Below are 17,568 nucleotides of genomic sequence, written 5' to 3'. Positions count from 1 at the left end.
TCGCAGTTACCGGTCACGTCAGTAGTACGGAAGTAGAACTGTGGACGGTAGCCTTTGAAGAACGGAGTGTGACGACCGCCTTCTTCCTTGCTCAGAACGTAAACTTCTGCAGTGAACTTGGTGTGCGGCTTAACCGAACCCGGCTTAACCAGAACCTGACCACGCTCAACGTCGTCACGCTTGGTGCCACGCAGCAGAACGCCGCAGTTCTCGCCAGCACGACCTTCGTCCAGCAGCTTGCGGAACATCTCAACACCGGTGCAGGTGGTGGTGGTAGTGTCACGCAGACCAACGATTTCCAGGGCGTCTTGAACACGAACGATACCGCGCTCGATACGACCGGTTACAACAGTACCGCGACCCGAGATCGAGAATACGTCTTCGATTGGCATCAGGAATGGCTTGTCGATAGCACGCTCTGGCTCTGGGATGTAGCTGTCCAGAGTTTCCACCAGCTTCTTAACAGCGGTGGTGCCCATTTCGTTGTCGTCTTTGCCTTCCAGCGCCATACGAGCCGAACCGATGATGATCGGAGTGTCGTCGCCTGGGAAGTCGTAGGTGGACAGCAGGTCGCGAACTTCCATCTCAACCAGTTCCAGCAGCTCAGCGTCGTCCACCAGGTCAGCCTTGTTCAGGAAAACCACGATGTACGGAACGCCTACCTGACGGGACAGCAGGATGTGCTCACGGGTTTGTGGCATCGGACCATCAGCGGCCGAGCAAACCAGGATCGCGCCGTCCATCTGCGCAGCACCAGTGATCATGTTCTTCACGTAGTCAGCGTGACCTGGGCAGTCAACGTGAGCGTAGTGACGAATGTTCGAGTTGTACTCAACGTGCGCGGTGTTGATGGTGATACCGCGAGCTTTTTCTTCTGGAGCGCTGTCGATCTTGTCGAATTCAACTACGGCCGAACCGAAAACTTCGGAGCAAACGCGAGTCAGAGCAGCGGTCAGCGTGGTTTTACCATGGTCTACGTGACCGATGGTGCCAACGTTGACGTGCGGTAGGGAACGATCAAATTTTTCTTTAGCCACGACAATTAACTCCTAGCCTAAAGGGGCTGAATCAGCCTTGTTTTTTGGTAACGGATTCGACGATGTGCGACGGAGCCGTATCGTATTTTTTGAATTCCATAGAGTAGCTTGCGCGACCCTGGGACATGGAACGAACGTCGGTTGCATAACCGAACATTTCGCCCAGTGGAACTTCGGCACGGATAACCTTGCCGGACACTGTGTCTTCCATACCCTGGATCAAGCCGCGACGACGGTTAAGGTCGCCCATTACATCACCCATATAGTCTTCAGGCGTAACAACCTCTACCGCCATGATCGGCTCGAGCAACTCACCACCGCCCTTCTGGGCCAGTTGCTTGGTCGCCATGGAAGCAGCCACTTTAAACGCCATCTCGTTGGAGTCGACGTCGTGGTAAGAACCATCGAACACGGTAGCCTTCAGGCCGATCAGCGGATAGCCGGCAACAACGCCGTTCTTCATCTGCTCTTCGATACCCTTCTGGATAGCCGGGATGTATTCCTTAGGAACCACACCACCCACTACTTCGTTCAGGAATTGCAGACCTTCCTGACCTTCGTCAGCAGGAGCAAAGCGAATCCAGCAGTGACCAAACTGGCCACGACCACCGGACTGACGAACGAACTTGCCTTCGACTTCGCAGCTCTTCGTGATGCGCTCACGGTACGAAACCTGTGGCTTGCCGATGTTGGCTTCGACGTTGAACTCACGGCGCATCCGGTCAACCAGGATGTCCAGGTGCAGCTCGCCCATGCCGGAGATGATCGTTTGACCAGTCTCTTCATCAGTTTTAACGCGGAAAGACGGGTCTTCCTGAGCAAGTTTGCCCAGAGCGATACCCATTTTTTCCTGGTCATCCTTGGTCTTAGGCTCTACGGCAACCGAAATAACCGGCTCCGGGAAGTCCATGCGAACCAGGATGATTGGCTTGTCAGCGTTGCAGAGGGTTTCACCAGTGGTGACGTCCTTCATGCCGATCAGGGCCGCGATGTCGCCAGCGCGCACTTCCTTGATCTCTTCACGGGCGTTTGCGTGCATTTGCACCATACGACCCACGCGCTCTTTCTTGCCTTTAACCGAGTTGATCACGCCGTCGCCGGAGTTCAACACGCCCGAGTAAACACGGACGAAGGTCAAGGTACCCACGAATGGGTCGGTAGCGATCTTGAACGCCAGCGCCGCGAACGGCTCGTCGTCGCTTGCATGACGCTCCATCTCTTCTTCCTCGTTATCAGGGTTGGAACCCTTGATAGCAGGAATGTCGGTCGGAGCAGGCAGGAAGTCGATAACGGCGTCGAGAACCAGGGGAACGCCCTTGTTCTTGAACGAAGAACCGCAAACAGCCAGAACGATTTCGCCGGCGATAGTACGCTGACGCAGAGCAGCCTTGATCTCGGCGATCGACAGCTCTTCACCTTCCAGGTACTTGTTCATCAGCTCTTCGCTGGCTTCGGCGGCGGCTTCAACCATGTTGTTGCGCCATTCTTCAGCCAGTTCAAGCATGTCCGCAGGGATTTCCTTGCGAACCGGAACCATACCCTTGTCAGAGTCGTTCCAGTAGACAGCTTGCATGTTGATCAGGTCGATCTGGCCCTGGAAGTTGTCTTCCGAACCGATAGCCAGCTGGATCGGCACCGGAGTGTGACCCAGACGCTGTTTGATCTGACCGATCACGCGCAGGAAGTTGGCACCAGCACGGTCCATCTTGTTTACGTAAACAAGACGTGGAACGCCGTATTTGTTGGCCTGACGCCATACGGTTTCCGACTGAGGCTCAACACCCGAAGTACCGCAGAACACCACGACAGCGCCGTCGAGTACGCGCAGGGAACGTTCCACTTCAATGGTGAAGTCTACGTGGCCCGGGGTATCGATTACGTTGAAGCGATGCTCGTGTGGGTACTGCTTCTCGGAACCTTTCCAGAAGGCGGTAATGGCAGCAGAAGTAATGGTAATACCACGCTCCTGCTCCTGAACCATCCAGTCCGTGGTCGCGGCGCCGTCATGCACCTCGCCCATTTTGTGACTTTTGCCAGTGTAAAAAAGGACGCGCTCGGTGGTGGTGGTTTTACCAGCATCCACGTGAGCGACGATACCGATGTTACGGTAGCGACTAATCGGAGTAGTACGAGCCATAAAGCCCTCGCAAAATTAGTGAAGCTAAAATTAGAAGCGGTAGTGCGAGAAAGCTTTGTTAGCTTCGGCCATACGGTGCACGTCTTCACGCTTCTTAACAGCAGCACCTTTACCTTCAGCAGCATCCAGCAGTTCGCCAGCCAAGCGCAGAGCCATGGACTTCTCGCCGCGCTTGCGGGCGAAGTCTACCAACCAGCGCATTGCCAGAGCGTTACGACGGGACGGACGAACCTCGACCGGAACCTGGTAAGTAGCACCACCAACGCGGCGCGACTTCACTTCGACCAGCGGAGCGATGGCGTCGAGTGCTTTTTCGAAGAGTTCCAGGGGATCGGTGCCGGTCTTGCGAGCCGCAACGGTTTCCAGGGCACCATAAACGATACGCTCGGCAACGGCTTTCTTGCCGCTTTCCATAACGTGGTTCATGAATTTGGCGAGGATTTGGCTTCCGTATTTCGGATCGTCCAGAATCTCACGCTTTGCTGCTACGCGACGTCTTGGCATTGATAAGCCCTCAAACGGTCTTCAGGTTAGCTCGGGACAGATCCAGTGGATGCGCGCCCGACCTTACTCTTATCGACTCAATAAAATGAAAATCTGCAAAACGGCCGATTACTTCGGACGCTTGGTACCGTACTTCGAACGACCCTGGTTACGGCCTTTAACGCCGGAAGTATCCAAGGAGCCGCGAACGGTGTGGTAACGAACACCTGGCAAGTCTTTTACACGACCGCCGCGGATCAGTACCACGCTGTGCTCTTGCAGGTTGTGGCCTTCACCACCGATGTACGAGGAAACCTCGAAACCGTTGGTCAGACGCACACGGCATACTTTACGCAGTGCCGAGTTAGGTTTTTTCGGCGTAGTGGTGTACACACGGGTGCACACGCCACGACGTTGCGGGCAGTTCTGCAGCGCAGGCACGTCGGATTTCTCGACGATACGCTTACGCGGCTGACGTACCAGCTGGTTGATAGTTGCCATCTACTAGCTCCACTGTTGTCTTGCGACGCTATTGTCTTGCAAGAAAAGCAAAATGGCAGGAACGAATTCCCGCCAAATTTAGGGGATCAAGAGTCTAAAGAGGATCTTGTCCCCAGTCAAGGCAAGGCCCCGACCTCCCCGCTTGTCGAACCTCGACAAATTGTCTCGATTCGATGAACGGCTTGATCAGGGCCTCAGCTCATTTTTCGCAGAACTCAGTTACCGCTCGAGTTCAGCGCTTCGGTCAGTGCAGCTTCCACTTCACTGGCGCTTACGCGCAACGGCTTGTCTGCATCACGACGACGCTTGCGCTCGCTGTGATAGGCCAGACCGGTACCGGCCGGGATCAGACGACCCACGACCACGTTTTCTTTCAGGCCGCGCAGGTAATCGCGCTTGCCGGTTACGGCCGCCTCGGTCAGCACGCGGGTGGTTTCCTGGAAGGAAGCCGCCGAGATGAACGATTCGGTCGACAACGACGCCTTGGTGATACCCAGCAGAACGCGGGTGAACTTGGAGACAAACTTGTCTTCCGCGTTCAGACGCTCGTTCTCTACCAGAACGTGAGTCAGTTCCATCTGGTCGCCCTTGATGAAGCTGGAATCGCCGGACTCGGAGATCTCAACTTTACGCAGCATCTGACGCAGGATGGTCTCGATGTGCTTGTCGTTGATCTTCACGCCTTGCAGACGGTAAACGTCCTGGATCTCGTTGACGATGTACTTGGCCAGCGCGCTCACACCCAGCAGACGCAGGATGTCGTGCGGATCGCTCGGACCGTCGGAGATAACTTCGCCGCGGTTTACCTGTTCGCCTTCGAACACGTTCAGGTGACGCCACTTCGGAATCAGCTCTTCGTACGGATCGCTACCGTCGTTCGGGGTAATGACCAGACGGCGCTTGCCTTTGGTCTCTTTACCGAACGCGATGGTGCCGCTGACTTCAGCCAGAATCGACGCTTCTTTCGGACGACGGGCTTCGAACAAGTCGGCAACACGCGGCAAACCACCGGTGATGTCACGGGTTTTCGAAGTTTCTTGCGGGATACGAGCGATAACATCACCGATCGCAATCTTCGCACCGTCCGCAACACCGACCAGGGCGTTGGCTGGCAGGAAGTACTGAGCGATAACGTCAGTGCCTGGCAGCAACAGATCCTTGCCGTTGTCATCAACCATCTTCACCGCAGGACGGATGTCCTTACCGGCAGCCGGACGGTCTTTGGCATCGAGTACTTCAATGTTGGTCATACCGGTCAATTCGTCAGTCTGACGCTTGATCGTGATGCCTTCTTCCATGCCCACGTAGGTCACGGTACCTTTCATTTCGGTAACGATCGGGTGAGTGTGCGGATCCCACTTGGCCACGATTGCGCCAGCGTCGACCTTGTCACCTTCTTTAACCGAAATCACAGCACCGTACGGCAGCTTGTAACGCTCGCGCTCACGACCGAAGTCGTCAGCGATTGCCAGCTCACCGGAACGGGACACAGCAACCAGGTTGCCATCCACACGCTCAACGTGTTTCAGGTTGTGCAGACGGACGGTACCGCCATTCTTCACCTGAACGCTGTCGGCTGCGGAAGTACGGCTTGCCGCACCACCGATGTGGAACGTACGCATCGTCAGCTGGGTACCCGGCTCACCGATGGACTGGGCAGCGATAACGCCGACCGCTTCACCGATGTTCACCTGGTGACCACGAGCCAGGTCACGGCCGTAGCACTTGGCGCAAATGCCATAGCGGGTTTCGCAGCTGATCGGCGAACGCACGATCACTTCGTCGATGCTGTTCAGCTCGATGAACTCGACCCACTTCTCGTCTACCAGGGTGCCAGCAGGAACGATGACGTCCTCGGTACCCGGCTTGAATACGTCACGGGCGATGACACGACCCAATACGCGCTCACCCAACGGCTCTACAACGTCACCGCCTTCAATGTGCGGAGTCATCAGCAGACCGTGTTCGGTGCCGCAATCGATCTCGGTCACGACCAGATCCTGCGCCACGTCTACCAGACGACGAGTCAGGTAACCGGAGTTCGCAGTTTTCAACGCGGTATCCGCCAGACCTTTACGAGCACCGTGAGTCGAGATGAAGTACTGGAGTACGCTCAGACCTTCACGGAAGTTCGCAGTAATCGGCGTTTCAATGATGGAACCGTCCGGCTTGGCCATCAGACCACGCATACCGGCCAGCTGACGAATCTGTGCTGCGGAACCCCGCGCACCCGAGTCGGCCATCATGTACATCGAGTTGAACGATTCTTGCTCGACTTCGTCGCCGTGACGGTCGATGACTTTCTCTTTCGAGAGGTTGGCCATCATCGCCTTGGAGACTTCGTCGTTCGCTTTCGACCAAAGGTCGATCACTTTGTTGTACTTCTCGCCCTGGGTTACCAGGCCGGAGGCGTACTGGCTCTCGATCTCTTTCACTTCGTCGGTGGCTGCACCGATGATGCGGGCTTTTTCATCCGGGATAACGAAGTCGTTAACACCGATGGAAACGCCGGAGATGGTCGAGTAGGCAAAACCGGTGTACATCAACTGGTCAGCGAAGATCACGGTCTCTTTCAGACCAACCACGCGGTAGCACTGGTTGATCAGTTTGGAGATCGCCTTTTTCTTCATCGGCAGGTTGACGACGTCGAACGACAGACCTTTTGGCACAACCTGGAACAGCAGCGCACGGCCGACAGTGGTGTCGACGATACGGGTGTTGTTCACGCTGTTGCCGTCACGATCGTTCACGGTTTCGTTGATACGAACCTTGATCTTGGCGTGCAGTGCGGCTTCGCCGGCACGGAACACACGGTCAACTTCCTGCAGATCCGCAAACACACGACCTTCGCCCTTGGCGTTGATCGCTTCACGAGTCATGTAGTACAGACCCAATACAACGTCCTGCGACGGAACGATGATTGGCTCACCGTTGGCTGGCGACAGAATGTTGTTGGTCGACATCATCAACGCACGCGCTTCGAGCTGGGCTTCCAACGTCAGCGGTACGTGCACGGCCATTTGGTCGCCGTCGAAGTCGGCGTTGTACGCGGCGCAGACCAGAGGGTGCAGCTGGATAGCCTTACCTTCGATCAGTACCGGTTCAAACGCCTGGATACCCAGACGGTGAAGGGTCGGTGCACGGTTGAGAAGAACCGGGTGTTCGCGAATCACCTCAGCGAGAACGTCCCAAACCTCTGGCAGTTCGCGCTCAACCATTTTCTTGGCCGCTTTGATGGTGGTCGCCAGACCACGCATTTCCAGCTTGCCGAAAATGAACGGTTTGAACAGCTCGAGAGCCATCTTCTTCGGCAGACCGCACTGGTGCAGACGCAGGGTCGGACCTACGGTAATTACCGAACGACCCGAGTAGTCAACACGCTTACCGAGCAAGTTCTGACGGAAACGACCTTGCTTACCCTTGATCATGTCAGCCAGGGATTTCAGAGGACGCTTGTTCGAACCGGTGATAGCGCGGCCACGACGACCGTTGTCGAGCAGTGCATCGACAGCTTCCTGCAACATACGCTTTTCGTTGCGCACGATGATGTCCGGAGCGGACAGATCCAGCAGGCGCTTCAAACGGTTGTTACGGTTGATCACTCGACGATACAGATCGTTGAGGTCGGAAGTCGCGAAACGACCGCCATCCAGCGGGACCAGCGGACGCAGATCTGGCGGCAGAACCGGCAGAACGGTCAGCACCATCCACTCCGGCAGGTTGCCGGAACCCTGAAAGGCTTCCATCAACTTCAGACGCTTGGACAGCTTCTTGATCTTGGTTTCGGAGTTGGTTTGCGGAATCTCTTCACGCAGACGGCCAATCTCGTGTTCCAGGTCGATAGCGTGCAGCAGTTCGCGGACAGCTTCGGCACCCATGCGGGCGTCGAAATCGTCACCGAACTCTTCCAGCGCTTCGAAGTACTGCTCGTCGTTCAGCAGCTGACCTTTTTCAAGAGTGGTCATGCCCGGGTCGATAACGACATAGCTCTCGAAGTAGAGAACGCGCTCGATATCACGCAGGGTCATGTCCATCAGCAGGCCGATACGGGACGGCAGCGATTTCAGGAACCAGATGTGGGCAACCGGCGAAGCCAGTTCGATGTGCGCCATGCGCTCACGACGAACCTTGGCGAGTGCAACTTCAACGCCGCACTTCTCGCAGATCACACCACGGTGCTTCAAGCGCTTGTACTTACCGCACAGGCACTCGTAATCCTTTACCGGGCCAAAGATCTTGGCGCAGAACAGACCGTCACGCTCAGGTTTGAACGTACGGTAGTTGATGGTTTCCGGCTTTTTAACTTCACCGAACGACCACGAGCGGATCATCTCAGGCGAGGCCAATCCGATACGGATGGCGTCGAACTCTTCGACTTGACCCTGGTTTTTCAGCAAATTCAGTAGGTCTTTCAAGGCCTTTCCTCCTGGCGGAGCAGAGAGCGGGCAATCCTGCCCCGCTCTCGATCGCGTCACGTGTTATTCGGTTTCCAGATCGATATCGATGCCGAGGGAACGAATTTCCTTGATCAACACGTTGAAGGACTCGGGCATGCCCGGCTCCATACGGTGATCGCCGTCCACGATGTTTTTGTACATCTTGGTCCGGCCGTTCACATCGTCCGACTTCACTGTGAGCATTTCTTGCAGAGTGTAAGCAGCACCGTATGCTTCCAGTGCCCAGACCTCCATCTCCCCGAAACGCTGACCACCGAACTGCGCCTTACCACCCAGCGGCTGCTGGGTAACCAGGCTGTACGAACCGGTAGAACGCGCGTGCATCTTGTCGTCTACCAAGTGGTTCAGCTTCAGCATGTACATGTAGCCAACGGTAACTGGACGCTCGAACTTGTTGCCGGTACGGCCGTCGGTCAGCTGCATCTGGCCGCTTTCTGGCAGGTCTGCCAGTTTCAGCATGGCCTTGATTTCGCTTTCCTTGGCACCGTCGAACACTGGAGTGGCCATTGGAACGCCGCCACGCAGGTTCTTCGCCAGATCCAGGATTTCCTGATCGGAGAAGCTGTCCAGATCTTCGTTACGACCGCCGATCTGGTTGTAGATCTCGTCCAGGAAGGTACGCAGCTCAGCGACTTTACGCTGCTCTTCGACCATCCGGTTGATCTTCTCGCCCAGACCTTTGGCCGCGAGGCCCAGGTGGGTTTCAAGGATCTGACCAACGTTCATACGCGAAGGTACGCCCAGCGGGTTGAGGACCACGTCGACCGGGGTGCCATTGGCATCGTGCGGCATGTCTTCAACCGGCATGATCACGGAGACCACACCTTTGTTACCGTGACGACCGGCCATCTTGTCGCCCGGCTGGATGCGACGACGGATTGCCAGGTAAACCTTGACGATCTTCAGCACGCCTGGAGCCAGGTCATCGCCCTGCTGCAGTTTGCGCTTTTTGTCTTCGAACTTGTCGTCCAGCAGACGGCGACGATCAACGATGTAGGCCTGAGCCTTCTCGAGCTGCTCGTTCAGAGCATCTTCAGCCATGCGCAGTTTGAACCACTGACCATGCTCAAGACCGTCGAGTACTTCGTCGGTGATGTCCTGACCTTTCTTCAGGCCCGCGCCGCCTTCAGCCTTGTGGCCTACCAGAGCGGAACGCAGACGCTCGAAGGTCGCGCCTTCAACGATGCGGAACTCTTCGTTCAGATCCTTGCGGATCTCGTCCAGCTGGGACTTCTCGATCGACAGCGCACGAGCATCACGCTCAACGCCGTCACGCGTGAAGACCTGTACGTCGATGACAGTACCTTTGGTGCCCGTTGGCACGCGCAGGGAAGTGTCTTTAACGTCGCTGGCTTTTTCACCGAAGATTGCGCGCAGCAGTTTTTCTTCCGGAGTCAGCTGGGTCTCGCCTTTTGGAGTGACCTTGCCTACCAGGATGTCGCCTGCGCCAACTTCAGCACCTACGTAAACGATACCGGCTTCGTCCAGCTTGTTCAGCGCAGCTTCACCCACGTTAGGGATGTCCGCAGTGATTTCCTCTGGGCCAAGCTTGGTGTCACGTGCCACACAGGTCAGTTCCTGAATGTGGATCGTGGTGAAACGGTCTTCCTGAACCACACGCTCGGACAGGCAGATGGAGTCTTCGAAGTTGAAGCCGTTCCACGCCATGAACGCGATGCGCATGTTCTGACCCAGAGCCAGTTCACCCATGTCGGTGGACGGGCCGTCGGCCATGATGTCGCCACGCTGAACACGATCACCCTTGCTCACCAACGGACGCTGGTTGATGCAGGTGTTCTGGTTCGAGCGGGTGTATTTGGTCAGGTTGTAGATGTCGACACCCGCTTCGCCGGTTTCAACTTCGTCATCAGCAACACGAACCACGATACGGCTGGCATCAACGGAGTCGATCACGCCGCCACGACGAGCCACGACGCAAACGCCGGAGTCGCGAGCCACGTTACGCTCCATGCCGGTACCGACCAGCGGCTTGTCAGCGCGCAGGGTTGGTACAGCTTGACGCTGCATGTTCGAACCCATCAATGCACGGTTGGCGTCGTCGTGCTCGAGGAACGGAATCAGCGACGCTGCAACCGAAACTACCTGCTTCGGCGAAACGTCCATCAAGGTGACGTCTTCCGGCGCCTTGACGGTGAATTCGTTCAGGTGACGTACGGCCACCAGTTCGTCGACCAGGACTTTCTGCTCGTTCATGGTCGCCGAAGCCTGCGCGATCACGTGATCGGCTTCTTCAATGGCGGACAGGAACACGATGTCGTCGGTGACCACACCCTCTTTCACCACGCGGTACGGGCTCTCGAGGAAGCCGTACTGGTTGGTGCGAGCGTAAGCAGCCAGGGAGTTGATCAGACCGATGTTCGGACCTTCCGGCGTTTCAATCGGGCAGACACGACCGTAGTGAGTCGGGTGTACGTCACGAACTTCGAAGCCCGCGCGCTCACGAGTCAGACCGCCAGGGCCGAGTGCAGAGACACGACGCTTGTGGGTGATCTCGGACAGCGGGTTGTTCTGGTCCATGAACTGCGACAGCTGGCTGGAACCGAAGAATTCTTTCACCGCCGCAGCCACTGGCTTGGCGTTGATCAGATCTTGCGGCATCAGGCCTTCGCTTTCAGCCATCGACAGGCGCTCTTTGACCGCACGCTCAACACGTACCAGGCCAACGCGGAACTGGTTCTCGGCCATTTCGCCTACGCAGCGAACACGACGGTTACCCAGGTGGTCGATGTCATCGACGATGCCTTTACCGTTACGGATGTCGACCAGAGTCTTCAGTACCGCGACGATGTCTTCCTTGCACAGCACGCCCGAACCTTCGATCTCGGTACGACCGATACGACGGTTGAACTTCATCCGGCCGACCGCAGAGAGATCGTAACGCTCAGGGCTGAAGAACAGGTTGTTGAACAGGGTCTCGGCAGCGTCCTTGGTTGGCGGCTCGCCTGGACGCATCATGCGATAGATCTCGACCAGCGCTTCCAATTGGTTGCTGGTGGAGTCGATCTTCAGCGTGTCGGAGACGAACGGACCGCAGTCGATGTCGTTGGTGTACAGAGTCTCGATGCGTACGACGCCGGCCTTGGCGATTTTCGCCAGGATCTCGGTCGACAGCTCGGTGTTGCACTCTGCCAGGATCTCACCGGTAGCCGGGTGCACGATGGCCTTCGCGGTCGTACGACCGAGGACGTAGTCCAGCGGCACATCCAGCGTCTTGATTCCGGCTTTTTCGATCTGGTTGATGTGGCGCGCGGTAATACGGCGGCCTTGCTCAACGATGACCTTGCCCTTCTCATCCTGGATGTCCAGAACCGCAACTTCACCACGCAGGCGCGATGGCACCAGTTCCAGGCTGAGGGTTTCGCCGCTCAGGTGGAATACGTTGGTGGTGTAGAACGCGTCCAGCACTTCTTCGGTGGTGTAACCGAGTGCACGCAGCAAAACCGAGGCCGGCAGCTTGCGACGACGGTCGATACGCACGAAGACGCAGTCTTTCGGGTCGAACTCGAAGTCCAGCCACGAACCGCGGTAAGGAATGATGCGCGCGGAGTACAGCAGTTTGCCGGAGCTGTGCGTCTTGCCACGGTCGTGGTCGAAGAACACGCCCGGGGAACGGTGCAGCTGGGAAACGATAACACGCTCGGTACCGTTGATTACGAAGGTACCGTTCTCAGTCATCAATGGGATTTCACCCATGTAGACTTCTTGCTCTTTGATGTCCTTGATCGCTTTGTTCGACGATTCTTTGTCGAAAATGATCAGGCGCACTTTTACCCGCAAAGGTACGGCGAAAGTTACACCGCGCAATACGCATTCTTTGACATCAAATGCCGGTTCGCCCAGGCGATAACCGACGTACTCCAGCGCAGCATTGCCGGAGTAGCTGATGATCGGGAAAACGGATTTGAAGGCCGCATGCAGGCCCACGTCGCGGAACTGATCTTTAGTCGCTCCCGCTTGCAAGAATTCACGATACGAATCCAGCTGGATGGCCAGGAGGTAAGGCACATCCATGACGTCCGGCAACTTGCTAAAGTCCTTGCGGATACGTTTTTTCTCAGTATATGAGTAAGCCATCAGCGTTCCCCAGCTTGGTCACCTGCTTGTTTGGCCCCTCCCGACGGGAGCAGCCAGAAAATCGTGCAAACCCCATGGTTTGCGCCACCGCATCGGGTGGTTACAACTCGTTATCGACACCGACCCAGTCGGCTGCCAATAACGGAAAAAGGCCGGTGGCAAGAGCCACCAGCCATCAGCCTGTCGCTTGACGCTCGGGCTGGAGGAGCAAAGTCGGTGCTTACTTCAGCTCGACTTTAGCGCCTGCTTCTTCCAGCTTCTTCTTAGCGTCTTCAGCAGCTTCTTTCGAAACGCCTTCAGCTACAACCTGAGGAGCGCCGTCGACTTTCTCTTTGGCTTCTTTCAGGCCCAGACCGGTCAGTTCGCGAACTGCCTTGATCACGTTTACTTTCTTCTCGCCGGCTTCAACCAGAACAACGTTGAACTCGGTTTGCTCTTCAACAACAGCGGCAGCAGCAGCTGGACCAGCAGCAGCAACAGCAGCGGTCACGCCGAAGGTTTCTTCCATTGCTTTGATCAGCTCAACAACTTCCAGAACGGTTTTCTGGCCGATTGCTTCGATGATTTGTTCGTTAGTCAGAGACATGACTCAATTCCTGATTTGGTGGACAGCCTGCACGGCCGTCGAAATAAACAAAAATACGCGAGAGTGGAAACGCTCAGCCTCAGGCTGCAGCTGCTTCTTTCTGATCGCGAATTGCCGCCAGAGTACGAGCCAGCTTGCTGGTAGCGCCTTGAATCACGCTCATCAGTTTCGCAATAGCTTCGTCGCGAGTTGGCAGGCTTGCCAGCACGTCGATCTCATTCGCTGCGAGGAACTTGCCCTCGAACGAAGCTGCCTTGATCTCGAACTTATCCTGACCCTTGGCAAATTCCTTGAACAGACGAGCAGCAGCGCCCGGGTGTTCGTTGGAGAATGCAATCAGGGTCGGGCCGGTGAACACGTCGTTGAGGACACTGTAAGGAGTGTCAGCAACAGCGCGCTTGAGCAGGGTGTTACGTACAACACGTACGTAAACGCCAGCTTCACGAGCCTCTTTACGGAGTCCGGTCATTGCGCCTACTGTTACGCCACGGGCATCAACCACGACAGCGGACAGAGCGACTTTGGCAGCCTCGTTGACTTCAGCGACGATGGCCTTCTTGTCTTCGAGATTAATTGCCACGGGTTTAACTCCTGCTTGTTACCGTTTCATCCGATCGAAACCGAATGTCGTTTTGGTGTCTGATTCGGTAAGGAACCGGGAGCACCATCTGCGTAGGCTTGAGGTTTAAGACTTGCGTCGCCTACGGTCTTGGATAGCCCCCGCCAGGCAGGGACCCCAATCTTTCAATTGGCGCAGTTAACTGCGCCAATTTTTGTCTTACGCGTCCAGCGAGCTCTGGTCGATGACCAGACCTGGGCCCATAGTGGTGCTCAGGGTAACGCGCTTGACGTAGATACCTTTCGAAGAAGCTGGCTTGATACGCTTCAGATCAGCGATCAGGGCTTCAACGTTTTCCTTCAGCTTGACGGCATCGAAGCCGATCTTGCCAACGGAAGTGTGGATGATGCCGTTTTTGTCGGTGCGATAACGAACCTGACCAGCCTTGGCATTTTTGACCGCGGTAGCGACGTCTGGGGTAACAGTGCCGACTTTCGGGTTAGGCATCAGACCACGTGGACCGAGGATCTGGCCCAGTTGACCTACAACGCGCATGGCATCCGGGGATGCGATCACTACGTCATAGTTCAGGTCGCCGCCTTTCATTTCGGCAGCCAGCTCATCCATACCTACACGGTCAGCGCCGGCAGCCAGAGCGGCCTCAGCAGCTGGACCCTGGGTGAACACAGCAACGCGAACAGTCTTGCCAGTGCCGTGTGGCAGCACAGTAGCGCTACGAACGACCTGGTCGGATTTACGCGGGTCTACGCCCAGGTTTACAGCTACGTCGAACGACTCGACGAATTTGGCAGCTGGCAGCGAAGCCAGCAGAGTTGCGGCCTCTTCGAAGTTGTAGGACTTGCCCGCTTCGATTTTTTCAGCGATAGCCTTTTGGCGCTTGGTCAGCTTAGCCATTACACACCCTCCACGTTAAGGCCCATGCTACGAGCAGAACCGGCGATAGTGCGCACGGCTGCATCCATATCAGCTGCAGTCAGATCCGCGTTTTTGGTTTTCGCGATTTCTTCCAGCTGAGCACGGGTAACAGTGCCAACCTTAACGGTGTTCGGACGAGCGGAACCGCTGGTCAGACCGGCCGCCTTCTTCAGCAGAACCGAAGCAGGGGTGGATTTGGTTTCGAAAGTGAAGCTACGGTCGCTGTAGACAGTGATGATCACCGGAGTCGGCAGACCAGCTTCCAGACCCTGGGTACGGGCGTTGAAAGCTTTGCAGAATTCCATGATGTTCACGCCGTGCTGACCCAGAGCAGGACCAACAGGTGGGCTTGGGTTAGCCTGAGCGGCCTTCACTTGCAGCTTGATGTAAGCGGTAATCTTCTTGGCCATGAGGCACTCCAATTACGGGTTCGAACGCCTCGAAAGGCTCCCCGGTTACTTGCGCGTTTATCCCAGTGACGACAAAACCCCACAGCCTAGGGCTGCGGGGTTGGGATGCTTGCTCAGTTAGACCTTTTCGACCTGACTGAACTCCAACTCTACCGGAGTAGAGCGTCCGAAAATGAGCACCGCCACTTGGATCCGGCTCTTTTCGTAGTTAACTTCTTCAACAACACCGTTAAAGTCAGCGAACGGACCGTCATTGACTCGAACGGTTTCGCCCGGCTCGAACAATGTCTTCGGCTTCGGCTTGTCGCTACCGTCAGCAACACGACGCAGAATCGCCTCAGCTTCTTTATCGGTGATTGGTGCCGGTTTATCAGCAGTACCGCCGATAAAACCCATCACCCGAGGAGTATCCTTGACCAAGTGCCAAGTACCCTCGTTCATGTCCATCTGAACCAGCACATAACCTGGGAAGAATTTGCGCTCGCTTTTGCGTTTCTGGCCATTACGCATTTCAACCACTTCTTCAGTGGGAACCAGAATTTCGCCGAAGCCATCTTCCATGCCAGCCAGCTTTACGCGCTCGATCAACGAACGCATGACATGCTTCTCGTAACCCGAGTAAGCATGCACAACGTACCAACGCTTAGCCACGGGACACCCTTAGCCGACAATCAAGGAAACAAGCCAGCCGAGCAGGGAATCAAGCCCCCACAACAGCAACGCCATAACCAGAACAACAGCCACAACAATCAGCGTGGTTTGCGTGGTTTCTTGGCGAGTTGGCCATACGACTTTACGAATCTCGGTGCGAGCTTCCTTAACCAGTACAAAGAAAGACTTGCCCTTGGCAGTCTGCAGGCCTACAAAGGCAGCTACAGCAGCAATAACAAGCAATGCGAGTACGCGGTACAGGATCGGCGAAGCAGCGTAATACTGATTGCCGACAACGCCAACAATTACCAAAGCGACTACGACAAGCCACTTGAGCAAATCGAAGCGAGAGCCTTGAGCTTCAGCTTTAGGAGTCATCTATGAAGATCCTGTGAAAAGAAAGCCAGACACACCAAGTGAATCTGGCAGGTCAGGAGGGAATCGAACCCCCAACCTACGGTTTTGGAGACCGTCGCTCTGCCAATTGAGCTACTGACCTAAAACAAAATCAGGCCGACCATTATGCCGGCCTGAAAAAGACATTACAACTGTTTACTCGATGATCTTGGCTACGACACCAGCACCAACGGTACGGCCGCCTTCACGGATTGCAAAACGCAGACCGTCTTCCATCGCGATGGTTTTGATCAGGGTAACAGTCATCTGAATGTTGTCACCTGGCATTACCATTTCAACGCCTTCTGGCAGCTCGCAGTTACCGGTCACGTCAGTAGTACGGAAGTAGAACTGTGGACGGTAGCCTTTGAAGAACGGAGTGTGACGACCGCCTTCTTCCTTGCTCAGAACGTAAACTTCTGCAGTGAACTTGGTGTGCGGCTTAACCGAACCCGGCTTAACCAGAACCTGACCACGCTCAACGTCGTCACGCTTGGTGCCACGCAGCAGAACGCCGCAGTTCTCGCCAGCACGACCTTCGTCCAGCAGCTTGCGGAACATCTCAACACCGGTGCAGGTGGTGGTGGTAGTGTCACGCAGACCAACGATTTCCAGGGCGTCTTGAACACGAACGATACCGCGCTCGATACGACCGGTTACAACAGTACCGCGACCCGAGATCGAGAATACGTCTTCGATTGGCATCAGGAATGGCTTGTCGATAGCACGCTCTGGCTCTGGGATGTAGCTGTCCAGAGTTTCCACCAGCTTCTTAACAGCGGTGGTGCCCATTTCGTTGTCGTCTTTGCCTTCCAGCGCCATACGAGCCGAACCGATGATGATCGGAGTGTCGTCGCCTGGGAAGTCGTAGGTGGACAGCAGGTCGCGAACTTCCATCTCAACCAGTTCCAGCAGCTCAGCGTCGTCCACCAGGTCAGCCTTGTTCAGGAAAACCACGATGTACGGAACGCCTACCTGACGGGACAGCAGGATGTGCTCACGGGTTTGTGGCATCGGACCATCAGCGGCCGAGCAAACCAGGATCGCGCCGTCCATCTGCGCAGCACCAGTGATCATGTTCTTCACGTAGTCAGCGTGACCTGGGCAGTCAACGTGAGCGTAGTGACGAATGTTCGAGTTGTACTCAACGTGCGCGGTGTTGATGGTGATACCGCGAGCTTTTTCTTCTGGAGCGCTGTCGATCTTGTCGAATTCAACTACGGCCGAACCGAAAACTTCGGAGCAAACGCGAGTCAGAGCAGCGGTCAGCGTGGTTTTACCATGGTCTACGTGACCGATGGTGCCAACGTTGACGTGCGG

At 56.0% G+C, this 17,568-nt stretch carries 13 protein-coding genes and 1 tRNA gene; all 14 read right to left on the bottom strand.

What is annotated here, in order from left to right; translation table 11 throughout:
• On the bottom strand, window positions 1-1,037 hold a 1,037-nt coding region (gene tuf, locus ACTJK7_RS28835), incomplete at its 3' end, for an elongation factor Tu (protein ID WP_440781104.1).
• A gap of 31 nt (window positions 1,038-1,068) precedes the next feature.
• Window positions 1,069-3,174, bottom strand: a complete 2,106-nt coding sequence (gene fusA / locus ACTJK7_RS28830) for an elongation factor G (protein ID WP_064382247.1) — start codon at window positions 3,172-3,174, stop codon at window positions 1,069-1,071.
• A 30-nt stretch (window positions 3,175-3,204) separates the two neighbouring features.
• Window positions 3,205-3,678 (bottom strand): 30S ribosomal protein S7, encoded by a 474-nt coding sequence (rpsG, locus tag ACTJK7_RS28825; protein WP_007957592.1) that lies wholly within the window; start codon window positions 3,676-3,678, stop codon window positions 3,205-3,207.
• 108 nt (window positions 3,679-3,786) lie between these two features.
• Window positions 3,787-4,158 carry a 30S ribosomal protein S12 gene (gene rpsL, locus ACTJK7_RS28820; RefSeq protein WP_003186084.1) on the bottom strand — a complete coding sequence of 124 codons (372 nt, stop codon included), beginning with the start codon at window positions 4,156-4,158 and terminating at the stop codon, window positions 3,787-3,789.
• Between the two features lie 215 nt (window positions 4,159-4,373).
• Window positions 4,374-8,573 (bottom strand): DNA-directed RNA polymerase subunit beta', encoded by a 4,200-nt coding sequence (rpoC, locus tag ACTJK7_RS28815; protein ID WP_007957594.1) that lies wholly within the window; start codon window positions 8,571-8,573, stop codon window positions 4,374-4,376.
• A 63-nt stretch (window positions 8,574-8,636) separates the two neighbouring features.
• Window positions 8,637-12,710, bottom strand: a complete 4,074-nt coding sequence (rpoB, locus tag ACTJK7_RS28810) for a DNA-directed RNA polymerase subunit beta (RefSeq protein ID WP_064382248.1) — start codon at window positions 12,708-12,710, stop codon at window positions 8,637-8,639.
• Between the two features lie 220 nt (window positions 12,711-12,930).
• A complete protein-coding gene (gene rplL / locus ACTJK7_RS28805) occupies window positions 12,931-13,296 on the bottom strand; it encodes a 50S ribosomal protein L7/L12 (RefSeq protein WP_007957596.1) in 366 nt (121 codons plus the stop codon).
• A gap of 79 nt (window positions 13,297-13,375) precedes the next feature.
• Window positions 13,376-13,876: a 50S ribosomal protein L10 gene (rplJ, locus tag ACTJK7_RS28800; protein WP_007957597.1), complete on the bottom strand. Its 501-nt coding sequence runs from the start codon at window positions 13,874-13,876 to the stop codon at window positions 13,376-13,378.
• 198 nt (window positions 13,877-14,074) lie between these two features.
• Window positions 14,075-14,770: a 50S ribosomal protein L1 gene (gene rplA, locus ACTJK7_RS28795; RefSeq protein WP_011336175.1), complete on the bottom strand. Its 696-nt coding sequence runs from the start codon at window positions 14,768-14,770 to the stop codon at window positions 14,075-14,077.
• A complete protein-coding gene (rplK, locus tag ACTJK7_RS28790; protein WP_003228756.1) occupies window positions 14,770-15,201 on the bottom strand; it encodes a 50S ribosomal protein L11 in 432 nt (143 codons plus the stop codon). The genes rplA and rplK overlap by 1 nt, the downstream gene beginning before the upstream one ends.
• 117 nt (window positions 15,202-15,318) lie before the next feature.
• Entirely contained in the window at window positions 15,319-15,852 is a 534-nt protein-coding gene (gene nusG, locus ACTJK7_RS28785) for a transcription termination/antitermination protein NusG (protein ID WP_007957598.1), read from the bottom strand.
• A gap of 9 nt (window positions 15,853-15,861) precedes the next feature.
• Window positions 15,862-16,230 carry a preprotein translocase subunit SecE gene (secE, locus tag ACTJK7_RS28780; RefSeq protein WP_007957600.1) on the bottom strand — a complete coding sequence of 123 codons (369 nt, stop codon included), beginning with the start codon at window positions 16,228-16,230 and terminating at the stop codon, window positions 15,862-15,864.
• Between the two features lie 45 nt (window positions 16,231-16,275).
• A tRNA-Trp gene (locus tag ACTJK7_RS28775) sits at window positions 16,276-16,351 on the bottom strand.
• A gap of 53 nt (window positions 16,352-16,404) precedes the next feature.
• A partial coding sequence (gene tuf / locus ACTJK7_RS28770) for an elongation factor Tu (RefSeq protein WP_440780296.1) occupies window positions 16,405-17,568 on the bottom strand: 1,164 nt, incomplete at its 5' end.

This window comes from Pseudomonas sp. 22085 (assembly GCF_052045815.1).
Classification (GTDB): Bacteria; Pseudomonadota; Gammaproteobacteria; order Pseudomonadales; family Pseudomonadaceae; genus Aquipseudomonas; species Aquipseudomonas glycinae.
This window is presented reverse-complemented; position numbering and strand designations above follow the sequence as displayed.

Excerpts from the sequence above, each read along its gene's own strand:
- fusA (WP_064382247.1), bottom strand. The coding sequence starts at position 3,174 with ATGGCTCGTACTACTCCGATTAGTCGCTACCGTAACATCGGTATCGTC.
- rplK (WP_003228756.1), bottom strand. The coding sequence starts at position 15,201 with ATGGCCAAGAAGATTACCGCTTACATCAAGCTGCAAGTGAAGGCCGCT.
- secE (WP_007957600.1), bottom strand. The coding sequence starts at position 16,230 with ATGACTCCTAAAGCTGAAGCTCAAGGCTCTCGCTTCGATTTGCTCAAG.
- rplL (WP_007957596.1), bottom strand. The coding sequence starts at position 13,296 with ATGTCTCTGACTAACGAACAAATCATCGAAGCAATCGGCCAGAAAACC.
- rplA (WP_011336175.1), bottom strand. The coding sequence starts at position 14,770 with ATGGCTAAGCTGACCAAGCGCCAAAAGGCTATCGCTGAAAAAATCGAA.
- rpsG (WP_007957592.1), bottom strand. The coding sequence starts at position 3,678 with ATGCCAAGACGTCGCGTAGCAGCAAAGCGTGAGATTCTGGACGATCCG.
- rpsL (WP_003186084.1), bottom strand. The coding sequence starts at position 4,158 with ATGGCAACTATCAACCAGCTGGTACGTCAGCCGCGTAAGCGTATCGTC.
- rpoB (WP_064382248.1), bottom strand. The coding sequence starts at position 12,710 with ATGGCTTACTCATATACTGAGAAAAAACGTATCCGCAAGGACTTTAGC.